The organism is Mesorhizobium sp. L103C105A0 (assembly GCF_000502215.1).
GTDB lineage: Bacteria > Pseudomonadota > Alphaproteobacteria > Rhizobiales > Rhizobiaceae > Mesorhizobium.
Map to the genome: position 1 here is coordinate 69,149 of NZ_AYXF01000012.1, position 15,492 is coordinate 84,640.

A 15,492-nucleotide genomic window follows, 5' to 3' on the forward strand; every position below is an offset into this window, starting at 1 on the left:
TCAGCGCTTCACCGTGCCGAAGGTAACACCGCGCAACAGATGGTTTTGCAAGAAGAAGGTGACCAGGAAGACTGGGACGAGGAACAGGGTTTCGATGGCGGCAAGCAAAGTCCAGTCGGTGCCGCGTCCACCCGACGACACGGCCTGGTTCATGGCGACCGGGACCGTCCTCGTGTCAGGCCCCGAGAGCAAGAGGGCGAAGAGGAACTCGTTCCAGGTGAGGATCAGGCCGAACACGAACGTGGCGGCGAGCCCGGCAATGACCTGGGGCAGGCAAATCTTGAAGAACACCCGCATTCCGGACGATCCGTCGAGGCGGGCGGCATCCTCGACGTCTGGCGACAATTCATCGAAGAAGCTCTTCATCATCCAGATGGTGAAGGCCAAGTTGAAGGCGGTGTAGAGCATGATGATGCCGAGATACGAGCCCGACAGGCCCACTACGCGGAACATCAGGATCACCGGAATGATCACCACAATCGCCGGCAGCATGCGCGTGGTCAGGATGATGAACAGGTAGGTGTCATTGCCTTTCAGCGGATAGCGCGAGAAGCCGAAGGCCGCCAGGGTGCCGATGACCAGCGCCAGCAGCACCGAAGCCGAGGCGATGAAGATCGAGTTGAAGAAATAACGGTCGAATCCTGTCGCTTCCGGGGCACCGCCCGACGTCATCGAGCGAGAAAAGACGGACCCAAAATTTTCGAGCGTGGGCTTGAACACAAAATGATCCGGAATCAAGCCGAACAGCGACGTGGGCGACAGCGTCGGAGGCACCAGAAGCGCGTCGCCCTGCGGTTTGAAGGCGGTGAATATGATGAACAGCACCGGCAGAAAATAGATAAAGGCGACGACGGCCACGGCGAGCGTCCGCCCCCAGCCGGCCTCGTCTACTCCGCTGGCCCTGCGGAAGCCGAGCTTTCCCAATATCGATTCGGTCACGGGTTAGGCTCCCTGCGTACGGCGGTTTGCGAGGTACAGGTAGAGGTTGGTGAGAACGATCACCATGAACAGCATCAGATAGGAGATCGACGCGCCCTCACTCGTCTTGTTCTGCTCGTTGGCGATGCGGATCAAGTGATAGGAGATCGTCAGCGTGTCGTTGCCGCCCTTGGTGAGGAGGATGACGAGATCCGCCAGCTTGAATGCCTCGATGGTGCGGAAGAGAAGGGCCAACATCAGAAGGCCGCGGATGTAGGGGAAGGTGATCATCCAGAATTGCCGCCAGCTGGAAATACGGTCGATGGCAGCGGCCTCGTAAAGGTATTTCGGCACCGAGACGAGGCCCGCCAGCACAAGGAGCATGACGAAGGGCGACCACATCCATGCGTCGGCGAAAACGATTCCCGCCACGGCACCGACTTTGTTGCTCATCAGGATGAACTGGTTGCCGGAGATGGAATTGATGACGTAGCTGAGAATCCCGAATGTCGGGTCATAGTAGTAGGTGAAGAACACGCCAGAGGCGACAACCGAAAGCATCATCGGTGTCAGCACCAGGATCAACAAATACTTGCGCAGCGGAAATTGCTTGGCGAACAGGATGGCCAGCAGAAAGCCGACGATCATCTGCGCGGAGACGGTGAACACGACGAACATGGCGGTGTTGATCAGCGCGCCCCAAGTCGCGTGAGCAGCGAGATCGTTGGTAAGGATCCGGATGTAGTTCCCAAGTCCGACGAAGCGGATCGTCTGCTGGTTTGCCTGGTAGGCGAAGAACGAAAGGCCCAGCGACCACAGCAGGGGGAAGATATTCATCACAAACAGAACGGCGATTGCCGGAGCGACCAGCAAGGCGCCGAAGTAGTGGCGGCGATACGCGTTGACGGTAAATGCGGCCGCGACCAACGCCACCGCGGCGCCCACCACCCAGAAGGAGACAGCCGCAGGCAAGCCCGCCATTGATATGGCCGACACGACGACAGCGACAGCGATGGCGAGTTTCCAGTTGTGGGCAACAACCGCGGTAAGGCGTGGTGTCAGCAGCGTGCTTGAAACAGCGGTCATGGGAGTCCGAAATATGGAGCGCCTGAAGTGGCAATGACGGGGAGCGGCTTTTGCCCGCTCCCCGCAGCTATGTCGGAAGGTTACTGGATAAGACCATCGTTCTTCAGGAGGTCCTCCTGGAACTTGGCGATGTTATCCAAGGTGGTCTTGGCGTCCTGCTTGCCAGTGATGGCTAGGTCGTACTGGTCCTGCTGCTGGGTGAGCAGTTCGAAGAACTGCGGCACGTGCCACATGTCCTTCTGCCAGTCGAGCGAGTTCGCCCAGGCGCGGTCCCACGGACGATAGGTCACATACTTCGGATCGCTGTAGACCGACTTGATCGCGGACTGGCCGCCGCCGGCGGCGAACTGGTGCTGGATATCAGGCGAGAGCCACCACTTCACGAAGCCAACCGCTTCCTTGATTTGCTCAGGCGTCGTCCAGGTGGTGAGAACGAAAGGCTGTCCGCCGATCTGTGACGTACGATTCACCTTGCCGTCGGCACCGCGCAGGCCTGGCGCCAATCCGAACACCAGCTTGTCGGCAACCTTCGACGTCTTGGGATCGAGCGAGGCTTCGGCGAGACCGATCCAGTCGATGTTCATGGCCACCTTGCCTTCACGGAACAACTGGTCCGAGACGAAGATGTCCATGGTGCCGGTCTTGACCACCGGCGGCATGAACTTCAGCAATTTGAGGAAATGCTCCATGCCCTCGATGGACTTCGGGGAGTTTACGACGCCTTCGGCATGTCCGGTCGGGGCCTTGGTTTCATCCCAGATGCCGCCGCCATGCTCCCAGACGAACGTGTGGACCGAGCTCGTCGAGAAGTCGTAGCCTTTGCCTGCCTGATAGGCGATGCCATAGAAATCGTCATCCAGCACCTGGCCGGCGAGCTTGTCGCCCTTCTTGCGCTGGAAGAATTCGCCAACATGCTCGAACGTGTTCCAGTCCATGGCGTCGATTTCTTCGCCGGTGCAGGGCAGCTTCTCATTGTACTTCGCCTTGTAGGCGGCCTGCTCGTCGTTGTTGCAGAGCACGTCCTTGCGGCCGTAGGTGACCAGCACGTCCGGGAACTGCGGGAAGCCGTAGTAGTTCGGCGTGCTGTTGGGATAGGTCGAGTAGGCGTTGAGCACGGCGGGATGCATCGACTCCATCGTCGCCTTGAGTTCCGGGTCGGCATCGATGAGATCGTTGATCTTGCGGAAGTAGCCGCCTTCGACGAAGGCGCCCAGCCACTGCGAGTCCGACACGATGAAGTTGTACTTCTTTTCGCCCGAGGTCAACGAGGCGTTGACGCGGGTGTAGAAATCCGGCCACGGAATGAAGTCCACATCGAGCTTCACAGTATTGCCAGACTTCGGCTTGTACTGCTCGTCGAAGAACTTCTTCATAATGCGGGTCGGGGGCCAATCCGGCACCGCCATCGTCAACGTCACTTCTTCGGCAGAGGCATAGGTCACGCCTCCCACCAGTAGTGTGGCAGCGAAGCTTGCGGCTGTCGCTAGCCCTTTCAGTTTGGTCATCGCCGTCATTCGCGTTTCCTCCCTTGGTTAACCGGATTGCTTCTCGCCTTTCGAGTCAGGTCATTGCCTGGCCGCTCGCGGCGCGGAAGACGTGGATTTTCCTGTTATCGATGGCGATCGATGCCGAATCGCCGGTCCTGATGCTGGCGGCGATCGCTTCCGGCAGCACCATGCGCAACATCTCGCCGCCGGCCTCGACCGAGATGATCGTTATGTCGCCGAGCGGTTCGACCAGATGCACCTTCGAGGCAACCCCGGCTTCGCCCTTGGCGGCGAGCCGAATGTCGCTCGGGCGAATGCCGATCAGCGCGGCCTCGTTGGCATCGGCAGTCTTTGGCGCCGTCGCCGGAACCAGAGTCCCGAGCGGCGTGTCGAAAGATCTGGTGTCGGCGCGCACCGAGGCCGTGAACAGATTCATGTGCGGCGAGCCGATCTTGCTGGCGACATAGGTATCGATCGGCTGCTCGTAAAGCTCGTCTGGCGTGCCGATCTGGACGATGCCCCCATCGCGCATGACGGCGATCGTCTCGCCCATCGAGAGAGCCTCGATCTCGTCGGGCGTGGCATAGATCACGGTCATGCCGAACTGGCGGTGCAGCCGCTTCAGCTCGGCGCGCGTCTCGTGCCGGAGCTTGGCGTCGAGATTGGTGAGCGGCTCATCGAGCAGAAGAATCTTTGGCCGGCGGATCAGGGAGCGGCCGAGCGCGACGCGCTGCTGCTCTCCGCCGGACAGGGTTGCCGGCTTGGCCTTCAGGCGGTGTGTCAGCTTCAGGATCTCGGCGGTCTCTTTCACCCGCTTGTCAATCTCGGCGCGCGCGGCTTTCTCCTCGCGCAGCGGGTAGGCGAGATTGTCATAGACCGTGAGGTGGGGGTAAAGCGCGAAAGACTGGAAGACCATCGAGATGCCTCGGCCGGCGATCGGCGCATGGGCCATGTCGCGGCCGCCGATCTCAAGCGTGCCGGAGTCGGCCTTGACGAGGCCGGCGATAGTGCGCAGCGTCGTCGTCTTGCCAACGGAGCTCGGCCCGAAGAGTACGAAGAAGCGGCCTTCGTCGACGGCGAAGCTCAGGTCGTTGATGGCGCGCACGGATCCATAGGCCTTGCTGAGCCCATCGAGGCGCAGCGCAATCCCCTTGCCGTCACTGGCGCGAGGCGACGTCTGCGTCACGATGCGCCACCTCGTGCGGACGGAACACGCGCCATCCGTATGATTCTCCTCGTCCTGCCGAAATGGACTGCGGCTGTCATTCTCGATCCGCCTTTTCTTTCCTGATCTGGTATTACCAATTTTGGATAGCCGTCAAGCTCTTTCTTGGATCACCACCGGACCTTGTATAACCGGATTTTTCATGTATCCGACTGTTTTCCCTGAATTTTCCTACTCGTTGATATAGGAGAGCCTTGTTTCGGCACTGCCATCCCGGTTAACATCAATAGTGGGCATCCAAATCTGGTCGAACCAGATTGGCGCTATTTCGCCAATGCCGCCGTCGGGGCCGCATCGATTTCAGCCGTTGATTCCGCCACCGCGGCGCGCACAAGGGCGCCCGCCGCCCATTGCGCGACCGACCGCATGCCGCGGCTATCGAGCCCCCATATATCCTTCAGCACGATCAGCACTTCGACGCCGAACATCATCGACAGCGCCTGCGCCAGGCGCTTGAACTCGCGCGGCGGCAGCCGGCCCTTGAGCGGTGCGATGGCATCCTTCAGCAGCTGGACGCGATGTCCGCGCGTGAATTGCGGCTCGCCGCCCAGCGTGCCCGCCTGCCGCTGCGCCCATTGGTCGAGCGACAGTTTCAGCGCTGCCTTGAAAGTTGCCTCGAAAGCTTCGATGCGCGGCATGGCGGTATCGAACAATTCGGCAACGCGCCGCCCGGCATCGGTGGACGTCGATTGCCAGGTCAGGATCGGCCCAAGCCCCTCGTCAACCACCGCCTGCACCAGGGCTGCCTGGCTGGGGAAATAGCGATAGGCGGTGGCGCGCGACACTTGCGCCGCCTCCGCGACTTCGCTGACCGACGGGGTGACGCCCGCCTGCATCAGCCGCGTCGCCGTCTTCAGCATCAGCCGTTTTGTGCGGGCCCGTGGGCCGCGTTCTGCAGCCTCGTTGGCGTCGTCGTTCCCAGCGGCTTGTTGACGTGAGACTTCCATGTCAATACGATACGCGCGTCTCAAAAAATTGCAATGACCTTTGCCCACCGAAAGGCCGGCAAAGGGCGACAGGCGGCCCGGCGCCGGTCGGCCGGTGACGGGAGAAACGCGATGAAGCGCATCTACGTGGTGGGCACAGCCGACACCAAGGGCGAGGAACTTGCCTTCCTGGCCGATGCTATTGCCGCCACCGGCAGTTCGGTTGCCCGCGTCGACATCGGAACGCGCGGTGCCACGGTGCCGGTCGATATCCCGGCCAGCGAGGTCGCGGCGCATCATCCGGGTGGAGCCAGTGGCGTGCTCGGCATCGATGATCGCGGCACGGCAGTGGCCGGCATGAGCGCCGCCTTCACAAATTTCATTCAGTCGCGCGACGACATATCAGGCGTGATCGGCATTGGCGGCGGCGGCGGCACGTCGATCATCACTGCCGGCATGCGCGCGCTGCCGCTTGGGCTGCCCAAGATCATGGTCTCGACGCTCGCCTCCGGCGACACCGCGCCCTATGTCGACGTCTCCGACATCATCATGATGCCATCGGTCACCGATATGGCGGGACTGAACCGGCTGTCACGCGTCGTGCTGCACAATGCGGCGCAGGCAATCGCCGGCATGGCCGCCAGGCCGGCGCCGACTGCCACCGGCAAGCCGGCACTCGGGCTCACCATGTTCGGCGTCACCACGCCTTGCGTGACCGCCATCGCGGATCAGTTGCGCGCCAACTATGACTGCATGGTTTTCCACGCCACCGGCACCGGCGGCCGCTCGATGGAGAAGCTCGCGGACTCGGGCCTGCTCGCCGGCGTCATCGACATCACCACGACGGAAGTCTGCGACCTGCTGTTCGGCGGCGTGCTGCCGGCGACGGAGGACCGCTTCGGCGCCATCGCCCGCACCAAGCTGCCCTATGTAGGCTCGGTCGGCGCCCTGGACATGGTCAATTTCTGGGCGCCGCCGACCATTCCCGAGAAGTTTAGGGGCCGGCTGTTTTACGAGCACAATCCCAACGTCACGCTTATGCGCACCACGGCGAATGAATGCCGCGGCATAGGCGAGTGGATCGGCACCAGGCTCGCTCGCTGCGAGGGCCCTGTGCATTTCCTGATCCCCGAAAAAGGCGTCTCGGCACTAGATATCGAGGGCGGCGCCTTCTTCGACCTCGAAGCCGACGCCGTGCTGTTCGATGCCATCGAGCGCACCATCAGGCCGAGCGCCACGCGCCGCGTCACACGCCTGCCGTTGCACATCAACGATCCGGAATTTGCCAAAGCCGCAACCGCGGCCTTCCTCGACATCGCCAGATAGTGAGAGTCAACAAATGCCCGCAATACCGCGCAAGGACATATTGAAGAAGTTCAAGGCGATGATCACCGACGGCGTGCCCATCGTCGGCGGCGGCGCCGGCACCGGCTTGTCGGCGAAGGCCGAGGAAGCCGGCGGCATCGACCTCATCATCATCTACAATTCCGGCCGCTACCGCATGGCCGGGCGCGGCTCGGCTGCCGGCCTGCTCGCCTATGGCAACGCCAACGAGATCGTCAAGGAAATGGCCTACGAGGTGCTGCCGGTGGTCAAAAAGACGCCGGTGCTGGCCGGTGTCAACGGCACCGATCCGTTCGTCATCATGCCGCTGCTGCTTGCCGAGCTGAAGACGATGGGCTTTTCCGGCGTGCAGAATTTCCCGACCATCGGCCTGTTCGATGGCAGCATGCGCCAGAGTTTTGAGGAAACCGGCATGGACTTCGGGCTGGAGGTCGACATGATCGCCGAGGCGCACAAGCTCGATCTTCTGACCACGCCCTATGTCTTCAACCCCGACGAGGCGCGCGCCATGACAAAAGCCGGCGCCGACATCGTCGTTGCCCATATGGGGGTGACGACCGGCGGCTCGATCGGAGCCACGTCGGCCAAGTCGCTCGACGACTGCGTGGTCGAGATCGACGCCATCGCCAACGCGGCGCGATCGGTGCGCAAGGATGTCATCCTGCTTTGCCATGGCGGACCGATCTCCATGCCGGACGACGCGAGATACATCCTCGACCGCTGCAAGGGCCTGCATGGCTTTTATGGCGCGAGTTCGATGGAACGGCTGCCGGCTGAAGCCGCGATCGCCAGGCAGACGGCGGATTTCAAGGCCGTCACGCTGCACGACCAGAAGAAAAAGAAGGGATGAGATCATGACCGACAAGAGCAAGGTGTTCGTATACCCGAAGGACGTGAGCGCCTTCGGCTTTGACTGGGGCAAGCTGTCGCTGACAGTCGCGCCGGAAGTAAATGGCGCGACGCGCTTTTCCGGCGGCGTCGTCGACCTGCCGTCAGGCAAGGGCCACACGCGCCACAACCATCCCGGCGCGGAAGAGATCATCTTCGTCATCTCAGGCAATGGCGAGCAGATGGTGGAGGACGAGGAGGGCAATCCGGTCGTCGCCAAGGTCGGCCCCGGCTGCACCATCTATGTGCCGGAAAGCCGTTTCCATTCGACACTGAACACGGGCGATGGGCCGATGCAGCTCTTCGTCGTCTATTCGCCGGCCGGACCCGAACTGGTGCTGCGGGAGTTGCCGGATTTCAGGTTGATTCCGGCGGGGAAGTAATCGCGAAAGGCCCCCTTCATCCGGCCGCTTCGCGGCCACCTTCTCCCCGAGGGGGAGAAGAGGCAGAAGCCAGCGCCGGCGCAAACTCCTCTCCCCTCGGGGAGAGGTCGGATAGCCCCGAATTGCCCTTCGAAATTCGGATGGCAATCCGGGTGAGGGGGTAGCGCCGAGCTAGGCTATCCCACCTCTATTCCACCCCCGTGCCCGATCCCCAAACATCACATACCCCGCATCCGTCACCGCCAGCGTATCCTCCAGCTTGATGAACCCCCGCGTCGGGTGAAGCATGGTCGTCTCCACCGACAGCACCATGTTCGTCTCCAGCGGCTTGGCCGAATAGGTGCCTTCATAGGTGACCGGGTGGTTGGTCATCAGGAACGGCGCTTCATGGGTGATCAGGCCCATGCCATGGGCGAAGAAATCCGTATAGGGCGCGACCTTCGACGCCTTCAGCACGCCCTCCGCGTGCGAAATCATATCGCCGCCGATGGTGCCTGCCCTCACCTTCGAGAACGCCGCCTGCTGCACCGTCTCGACCTCGGCCAACAGATCTTCCAGCTCGGCATCCGGTTCGCCCAGAATGCCCATGCGGCAGAGATCGCCGATATAGCCGTGATAATTGCCGCCGGAATCGATCGACAGCACCTCGCCCTTTTCCCAAGCCTGCGGTGACGCCGCACGGTTGTGGCTGGAGCCCAGCGTCAGCAGGCAATATTCGAAATGCGCGCCGCGATTGGTCTCCTCGCGCCTGAGCTGCTCGATCATCTCGGCCTTGGTCTTGCCTTCGTGCGCCCACTGGATGGTCGCCAACATGGAATCGGTGATCAGCTCGGAGGCGATGCGCAGCTTTTCCAGCTCGGCGTCCGTCTTGATGGCGCGCATGCGCTCCAGCATATCGGTCGCGTCGATCAGCTTCGCGTCCGGCAGCGCCTTGCGGATCAGCGCATAAGCATCGGACGGCAGGAAGGCCGGCTCGATGCCGATGCGGGCGCCTACCTTGCCGATTTTCGTCACGTGCTCGACCGCAAGATTGGCAGCATCGAGCGTGCCCCAGCAGGCGGCATGCAGCGTCGGCGTCCAGAACGGGTTGTTCTGGTGCTCGGCGCCTTCCATGCGGTTGCCGATATAGGCGGCATGATCGGGCCCACCCTTTTCATAGACGACGACAGGCAGGTAACGGCTATGGCCGATCGCATCCATGGCGGCAAAGAAGATGAACTTGTAGCCGCCGAGCAGATACTGCGTGTTGTGCTTGGACGTCGCGAGCAGAACATCGATGCCGGCCTCTTCCATCAGCCGGTCGACCCTCGCCTGGTCGAACGGGATATTGCTGACGGCGCTCTTGCCCGGGGCAATGTTCATTGTTCTCTCCCTGATTTCCGTGGGATCGCCGATCGTGCAGCGGCCGATCCCTTGGCTTTCGATCAAATCTGCACCATTTCGTTAACTCTGGTCCAGCCAGAAACAGGTTAGATTGCTTCGGCAGGCTGTCACCACTCGTCATTGCTGCACACTAAGGCAATCTGGTCCTACCAGAATACCAGAATGAAAGGGCCACCTCTAAAACTGGTCCAGCGGACGAAAATTTCAAAGCCAAGCAAGGATGCGCCAATTCCGTCTCTGGCGAAACCCTTGGCAAGGGTCATAATCGCCGCGAGGATGCTGGCGGGTGAGGCCAGCTTCGAGGGGTGCGCCCATCTGGTCGCGGAGAGGACGGAGGTTGATCATGTCGGATATTTCCAGACGCACGCTGCTTGGCGGCTCAGCTTTGCTGCTGGCCTCCACCGCCATGCCCACATTCAGCTGGGCGCAGACGCCGAAGAAGGGCGGCCGCCTCGTGCTTGCCGCCGATTCCGAGCCGCGCAACCTCAATCCGGCCATCGTCGCCTCCAACGGCGTCTTCTTCATCTCCAGCAAGATCGTCGAAACGCTGGCCGAAGCCTCGTTCGAAGGCAAGGACGGACTGGAACCCCGCCTTGCGCTCTCCTGGGAAGGTGCTGCCGATGGGCTGTCGGTGACCTTCAAACTGCGCGACGGCGTCAAATGGCATGACGGCGAGCCGTTCACCTCGGCCGACGTCGCCTTCTCCGCGCTGCAGATCTGGAAGCCGCTGCAGAATCTCGGCCGCACCGTGTTCAAGGATCTGGCCAGCGTCGACACCCCTGACGATCTGACCGCCGTCTTCAAATTCGCCAAGCCAACGCCGTTCCAGCTGATCCGCAACGCGCTGCCGGCGCTGTCAAGCGTGGTGCCGAAGCACATCTACGAGGTCGGCAAGATCGAGGACAACCCGGCCAACAATGCACCCATCGGCACCGGGCCGTTCAAGTTCGGCGAATACAAGGCCGGCCAGTATTACAAGCTGACCAGGAATGCGGATTACTGGGCCAAGGACGAGCCGTATCTCGACGAGATCATCTACCAGGTGCTACCCGACCGCACGTCGGCTGCAGCGGCGCTCGAGGCCGAAGAGATCCAGCTCGCCGCCTTCTCCGCCGTGCCCTTGGCCGACCTCGACCGCATCTCCAAGGTGCCGGGCCTGAAGGTGATCTCCAAGGGCTATGAGGGGCTGACCTATCAGCTCGTCGTCGAGATCAACCATCGCCGCAAGGAACTGGCCGACGTGAAGGTCCGCCAGGCGATCGCGCATGCCATCGACAAGGACTTCGTCGTCAAGACGGTGTTCCTCGGCTATGCCGCCACCGCCACCGGCCCGGTGCCGAAGAACGATCCGCAATTCTACACTGCCGACGTGCCGATCTATCCATTCGACGTCGCCAAGGCCAACGCCTTGCTCGACGACGCGGGGTACAAGCGCGCCGATGACGGCAAGCGTTTTGCGCTGAAACTCCTGCCGGCACCCTATTTCAACGAGACGAAGCAGTTCGGCGACTATCTGCGCCAGGCGCTGGCGGCAATCGGCATCGACGCCGTGATCGTCAACAACGACTCGGCCGCGCACATCAAGGCCGTCTACACCGACCACACCTTCGACCTCGCCGTCGGCCCGCCGGTGTTCCGCGGCGACCCGGCGATCTCGACCACCATCCTGGTGCAGAGCGGCATTCCCGACGGCGTGCCGTTCTCCAACCAGGGCGGCTACAAGAACGCCGCGCTCGACGCGCTGATCGCCAAGGCTTCGGAGACGCTGGATACGTCAGCGCGCACCGACCTCTACAAGGAATTCCAGAAACAGGTCGCGGCGGACCTGCCGCTGATCAACGTCGCCGAATGGAGCTTCATCAGCGTCGCGCGCGATACCGTGGGCAACATCGCCAACAACCCGCGATGGGCGGTGTCGAACTGGGCGGACACCTATCTGGAATCGTGACACATTTGCGCGGATGAAAGTTCGCAAAGAAATTGGTGTGAAAGCATGGCGTAGGGCCGCGTTTCATCACACCCCCCTCTGTCCTGCCGGACATCTCCCCCGCAAGGGGGGAGATCAGCAGCTTCGCTGTCGCGTACATTCGGCATCGAAGATTGGCGAAGGCAGAGGCGACATCCAATCTCCCCCCTTGCGGGGGAGATGTCCGGCAGGACAGAGGGGGGTGCCTAGACACCGCACCTCTCCCGACTGGCGCAGCGCTATGCCTTTCCCATGACCCGCGCCCTCACCCTCATGCGCCGTCGCCTCGTCGGCAGCATCTTCGTGCTGCTGATCGTCATCATCGGCACATTCCTCCTCCTGGAAGCCGCCCCCGGTGACGCGGTCGACGCCTACATCGTCTCGACCGGCGGCGACGCCGGCATGATCGAATTGCTGCGTCATCGCTGGGGCCTCGACCAGTCCGAGCTGACACGGCTCGCGAACTATCTCTGGGCGCTGCTGCATTTCGACCTCGGCCAGTCCGTTACCTTCTCGCGGCCAATTCGCGATGTCATCCTGGAACGCCTGCCGACGACACTGCTCTTGATGGTGACCGCCACCGCGCTCTCCTTCGGTTTGGGCTCGGCGCTCGGCATCTACGCCGGCGCCAGACCCGGCAGCTTTCGCGACTGCTTCCTGTCGATCGGCTCGCTGGCGCTTTATGCCGTGCCGGGTTTCTGGCTTGGCCTGGTGCTGATCGTCGTCTTTGCCGTCGACCTGCGCTGGCTGCCGATCGGCGGCATCGAGAGCCTGGCCTCGGACAAGACCGGTTTTGACCGCGCCACCGACATCGCCGTCCACCTCGTCCTGCCGGTTTCCGCGCTCGGCTTCATCTATCTCGCGCTCTATCTGCGCATGATGCGCGCCGGCATGGCCGAGGCGTGGCGGCAGGATTTTGTGCTCGCCGCCCGCGCCAGGGGGCTGTCACGCCGCCGCATCGTGCTCGCCCATGTCGCCCGCAACGCGCTCTTGCCGCTGGTCACCATGCTCGGCCTGCAATCGGCGCAGATGCTGGGCGGCAGCGTCGTCATCGAAAGCGTCTTTGCCGTGCCCGGGCTCGGCCGGCTGGCGCAGGAAGCGGTCGCTTCGCGCGACACGCCGCTGCTGCTCGGCATCATCCTCACCAGCGCCGTCCTCGTCATTGCCGTCAACCTTGCCGTCGACATCGCCTACGCCTTCCTCGACCCGCGCGTCGGCGCCGGCGAGGCCAGCGCGTGAGCGCGCTGCCGCGGTTCCTGCGCCGGCCGGAAGCGGTCGCCGGCGCGATCATCCTGGCGCTTCTGTTCGCCATGGCGCTGTTTGCGTCGCTGCTCTTCCCCGGCGACCCGCAGGCCATTGCCGGACCAGCACTGCTGCCGCCCTTCCAGGACTGGTCGCTGCCGCTCGGCACCGACCGGCTCGGCCGTGACGTGCTGGCCGAACTGTTCCACGGCGCCCGCACCTCGCTGGCGGTCGGCCTGGCGGCGGCAGCGGCGGCACTCTTCATCGGCGCGGTCGTCGGCACGCTGGCCGGTTTTGCCGGCGGCCTTGTGGACGAGGGGCTGATGCGCATCACCGATGCCTTCCAGACCGTGCCGAGTTTTCTCCTGGCGCTGGCCTTCGTCAGCGTCGTCGGGCCGTCGCTCGGCGTCGTCGTCACGGCAATAGCGCTTGGCGCCTGGACCGGACCGGCGCGTGTAGCGCGCGCCGAAGTGCTGTCGATCCGCGAGCGCGATTACGTCGCCGGCGCTCGCGTCATCGGCATGCATCCGCTTGAGATCGCTTTTCGCGAGGTGTTGCCCAACGCGTTGCCGCCGGTGCTGGCCTTGTCCTCGGTGATCGTGGCCGCCGCGATCCTCACCGAGGCGGCGCTGTCCTTCCTTGGTCTCGGCGACCCCAATCGCGTTACCTGGGGCGGCATGATTGCCGAGGGCCGCACTGTGCTGCGAACCGCGCCCTTTCTGTCGATCGCTCCGGGCATTGCCCTGGTGCTGACCGTGCTCGGCGTCTATCTCGCCGGCGAAGGCGTGGTCGAAACGACGGCGGTGCGGAGGAGCCTGTCATGACCGCACTGGCTGAGGTACGCGACCTGTCGGTGCGCTATCGGCGGGACGGGGGCGAAGTGACGGCACTGAAGGGGGTCAGCCTGGATGTTATTGCCGGCGAGCGGCTGGCGATTATCGGCGAAAGCGGGTCGGGGAAGAGCACGCTGGCGCTGGCGGTGGCTGGACTGCTGCCGGCGAGCGCCAAGATTGAAGGGCATTTCAAGTGGCAATTTCAGGCGCCGCGATCCTTCCCACCCCCTTCTGTCCTGCCGGACATCTCCCCCGCAAGGGGGGAGATCAGCAGCTTTGCCGACGGCTTCCCTTCTGCAACGTTCGTGGTTGGCGAAGGCGGAGATGAGAGAGCAATCTCCCCCCTTGCGGGGGAGATGTCCGGCAGGACAGAGGGGGGTGTGACGGAACGCCGACCTCTCAAATTAACCGAACCCAGTACGCTCCCCCTTCCCGGTCGCGACATTGGTTTCGTCTTCCAGGACCCCTCCGCCAGCCTCGACCCCGTCATGACCGTCGGCAAACAGATCGCCGAAGTCGCCCGCACCCACCTCGGCCTCGACTGGCCACAAGCTTACGCCAAAGCCAAAACCCTGCTCCAACGTGTCCGGCTGCCCGACCCACAAACCGCCATGCGTGCTTTCCCGCACCAGCTCTCCGGCGGCCAGAAGCAGCGCGTTGCTGTTGCCGCGGCCATTGCAGCCGGTCCGAAACTGCTGATCGCCGATGAGGCGACCAGCGCGCTGGACACCATTGTGCAAGCCGAAATCGTCAGCCTCATTCGGCAACTGGTGGCGGAGGACGGCATGACGCTGCTGTTCATCAGCCACGACATCGCGCTGGCCGCCGAACTCGCAGAGCGTATCGCTGTATTCCGGAACGCCGAACTGATCGAACTCGGCCCGACGGAGCAAATCATAAACGCCCCGCGCCATGCCTATACACGAACGCTGCTCGACGCCCATCTCGGCCTCGACGCCGATCCGCTGCTACGACGGGCGCCGGCATGAACTTGCTCACCGTCTCCGGTCTTACCAAGCGATACCGTCGTGGCGGCAAGGCCATCGCGCACGTCGACGGTGTCTCCTTCGCCATCGAACCCGGCGAGACGCTGGCGCTGGCCGGGCCCTCCGGCGGCGGCAAGTCGACGATCGCGCGGCTGGTGCTTAGGTTGATCGAGCCGGACGCCGGCACCGTCCAGTTCGAAGGCGATGACTTTCTGCTCTTGAAGGGTGCGGCCCTGCGCACCAAGCGCGCGCGCCTGCAAATGGTGTTCCAGGATCCGCTCGCCGCGTTCAACCCGCGCGCCACGGTGGCTCGCGTGCTTGACGATCCCTTGCGCATCCATGCCATCGCTTCCCGCGCCGAGAGGCCGGCCCGCATTGCTGCCTTGCTGGATCGCGTCGGGCTGGCAGCCGATCTCGCCCCGCGCGCCATTCACGAAATCTCCGGCGGCCAGCGCCAGCGCGTCGCCATCGCCCGCGCCATTGCGACAAACCCGTCGCTGATCGTGCTCGACGAGGCAGTGTCGGCGCTCGATGTTTCGGTGCGCGGACAGATCCTCGAACTGCTGCTCGACCTGCAAGCCAGGGAACGGATCGCCTATCTCTTCATTTCGCACGATCTCGGCGTGGTCCGTGCGATCGCTCACCGCGTCGTCCTTCTCGACGCCGGGCGGATCGCCGAGAGCGGCGACGCCCGCACCATCATCGACGGGCCGCAATCGGCGGTCGGCAAGGCGCTGGTGGCGGCCGCGCCAAGATTGAACAGGATCCGGCCATGATCCCGCAAAGTGCAAACCCGTTTGCGGACAAGATCATGGTCAAAGGCAA

At 63.1% G+C, this 15,492-nt stretch carries 14 protein-coding genes; 8 read left to right on the forward strand and 6 right to left on the reverse strand.

Features of this window, described 5'->3' with window-relative positions:
* The 5 genes from X727_RS139875 to X727_RS139855 form a co-directional block, all read right to left on the reverse strand.
* A complete protein-coding gene (locus tag X727_RS139875) occupies positions 1 to 939 on the reverse strand; it encodes a carbohydrate ABC transporter permease (protein WP_023728572.1) in 939 nt (312 codons plus the stop codon).
* Between the two features lie 3 nt (positions 940 to 942).
* Entirely contained in the window at positions 943 to 2,004 is a 1,062-nt protein-coding gene (locus tag X727_RS139870; RefSeq protein ID WP_023835039.1) for a sugar ABC transporter permease, read from the reverse strand.
* Positions 2,005 to 2,084: 80 nt separating this feature from the next.
* Positions 2,085 to 3,518, reverse strand: a complete 1,434-nt coding sequence (locus tag X727_RS139865; protein ID WP_023728574.1) for an ABC transporter substrate-binding protein — start codon at positions 3,516 to 3,518, stop codon at positions 2,085 to 2,087.
* A 46-nt stretch (positions 3,519 to 3,564) separates the two neighbouring features.
* A complete protein-coding gene (locus tag X727_RS139860; RefSeq protein WP_023835040.1) occupies positions 3,565 to 4,677 on the reverse strand; it encodes an ABC transporter ATP-binding protein in 1,113 nt (370 codons plus the stop codon).
* Between the two features lie 302 nt (positions 4,678 to 4,979).
* Positions 4,980 to 5,663 (reverse strand): TetR/AcrR family transcriptional regulator, encoded by a 684-nt coding sequence (locus X727_RS139855; protein ID WP_023704248.1) that lies wholly within the window; start codon positions 5,661 to 5,663, stop codon positions 4,980 to 4,982.
* Positions 5,664 to 5,774: 111 nt separating this feature from the next.
* On the opposite strand from X727_RS139855, the gene X727_RS139850 reads away from it, so the two are divergent.
* Genes X727_RS139850 through X727_RS139840 form a run of 3 tightly spaced genes read left to right on the forward strand, consistent with a single transcriptional unit; the run spans position 5,775 to position 8,257 of the window.
* Positions 5,775 to 6,968: a Tm-1-like ATP-binding domain-containing protein gene (locus X727_RS139850; protein WP_023726425.1), complete on the forward strand. Its 1,194-nt coding sequence runs from the start codon at positions 5,775 to 5,777 to the stop codon at positions 6,966 to 6,968.
* A gap of 13 nt (positions 6,969 to 6,981) precedes the next feature.
* Positions 6,982 to 7,836, forward strand: a complete 855-nt coding sequence (locus tag X727_RS139845; protein WP_023726424.1) for a phosphoenolpyruvate hydrolase family protein — start codon at positions 6,982 to 6,984, stop codon at positions 7,834 to 7,836.
* A 4-nt stretch (positions 7,837 to 7,840) separates the two neighbouring features.
* The gene (locus X727_RS139840) at positions 7,841 to 8,257 is read left to right on the forward strand and encodes a cupin domain-containing protein (RefSeq protein WP_023698983.1); all 417 of its coding nucleotides are present in this window, start codon (positions 7,841 to 7,843) and stop codon (positions 8,255 to 8,257) included.
* Between the two features lie 171 nt (positions 8,258 to 8,428).
* Here the strand turns inward: X727_RS139840 and X727_RS139835 are convergent, their stop codons facing one another.
* A complete protein-coding gene (locus X727_RS139835) occupies positions 8,429 to 9,619 on the reverse strand; it encodes a Xaa-Pro peptidase family protein (protein WP_023835042.1) in 1,191 nt (396 codons plus the stop codon).
* A gap of 358 nt (positions 9,620 to 9,977) precedes the next feature.
* Between X727_RS139835 and X727_RS139830 the strand changes: the two genes are divergently transcribed.
* The 5 genes from X727_RS139830 (at position 9,978) to X727_RS139810 (ending at position 15,443) form a co-directional block, all read left to right on the forward strand.
* Positions 9,978 to 11,588 (forward strand): ABC transporter substrate-binding protein, encoded by a 1,611-nt coding sequence (locus X727_RS139830; RefSeq protein ID WP_023835043.1) that lies wholly within the window; start codon positions 9,978 to 9,980, stop codon positions 11,586 to 11,588.
* Positions 11,589 to 11,858: 270 nt separating this feature from the next.
* The gene (locus tag X727_RS139825) at positions 11,859 to 12,845 is read left to right on the forward strand and encodes an ABC transporter permease (RefSeq protein WP_023804581.1); all 987 of its coding nucleotides are present in this window, start codon (positions 11,859 to 11,861) and stop codon (positions 12,843 to 12,845) included.
* A complete protein-coding gene (locus tag X727_RS139820) occupies positions 12,842 to 13,672 on the forward strand; it encodes an ABC transporter permease (protein WP_023835044.1) in 831 nt (276 codons plus the stop codon). The genes X727_RS139825 and X727_RS139820 overlap by 4 nt, the downstream gene beginning before the upstream one ends.
* Complete coding sequence (locus X727_RS139815; protein WP_023835045.1) at positions 13,669 to 14,670, forward strand: ABC transporter ATP-binding protein; 1,002 nt, start codon at positions 13,669 to 13,671, stop codon at positions 14,668 to 14,670. Before X727_RS139820 ends, X727_RS139815 begins: the two co-directional genes overlap by 4 nt.
* Positions 14,667 to 15,443, forward strand: coding sequence for an ATP-binding cassette domain-containing protein (locus X727_RS139810; RefSeq protein WP_023744052.1), 777 nt, complete (start codon positions 14,667 to 14,669; stop codon positions 15,441 to 15,443). Before X727_RS139815 ends, X727_RS139810 begins: the two co-directional genes overlap by 4 nt.
* Positions 15,444 to 15,492 lie beyond the last annotated feature (49 nt).

Excerpts from the sequence above, each read along its gene's own strand:
- X727_RS139850 (WP_023726425.1), top strand. The coding sequence starts at position 5,775 with ATGAAGCGCATCTACGTGGTGGGCACAGCCGACACCAAGGGCGAGGAA.
- X727_RS139825 (WP_023804581.1), top strand. The coding sequence starts at position 11,859 with ATGACCCGCGCCCTCACCCTCATGCGCCGTCGCCTCGTCGGCAGCATC.
- X727_RS139840 (WP_023698983.1), top strand. The coding sequence starts at position 7,841 with ATGACCGACAAGAGCAAGGTGTTCGTATACCCGAAGGACGTGAGCGCC.
- X727_RS139870 (WP_023835039.1), bottom strand. The coding sequence starts at position 2,004 with ATGACCGCTGTTTCAAGCACGCTGCTGACACCACGCCTTACCGCGGTT.
- X727_RS139810 (WP_023744052.1), top strand. The coding sequence starts at position 14,667 with ATGAACTTGCTCACCGTCTCCGGTCTTACCAAGCGATACCGTCGTGGC.
- X727_RS139815 (WP_023835045.1), top strand. The coding sequence starts at position 13,669 with ATGACCGCACTGGCTGAGGTACGCGACCTGTCGGTGCGCTATCGGCGG.
- X727_RS139855 (WP_023704248.1), bottom strand. The coding sequence starts at position 5,663 with ATGGAAGTCTCACGTCAACAAGCCGCTGGGAACGACGACGCCAACGAG.
- X727_RS139835 (WP_023835042.1), bottom strand. The coding sequence starts at position 9,619 with ATGAACATTGCCCCGGGCAAGAGCGCCGTCAGCAATATCCCGTTCGAC.
- X727_RS139845 (WP_023726424.1), top strand. The coding sequence starts at position 6,982 with ATGCCCGCAATACCGCGCAAGGACATATTGAAGAAGTTCAAGGCGATG.
- X727_RS139865 (WP_023728574.1), bottom strand. The coding sequence starts at position 3,518 with ATGACGGCGATGACCAAACTGAAAGGGCTAGCGACAGCCGCAAGCTTC.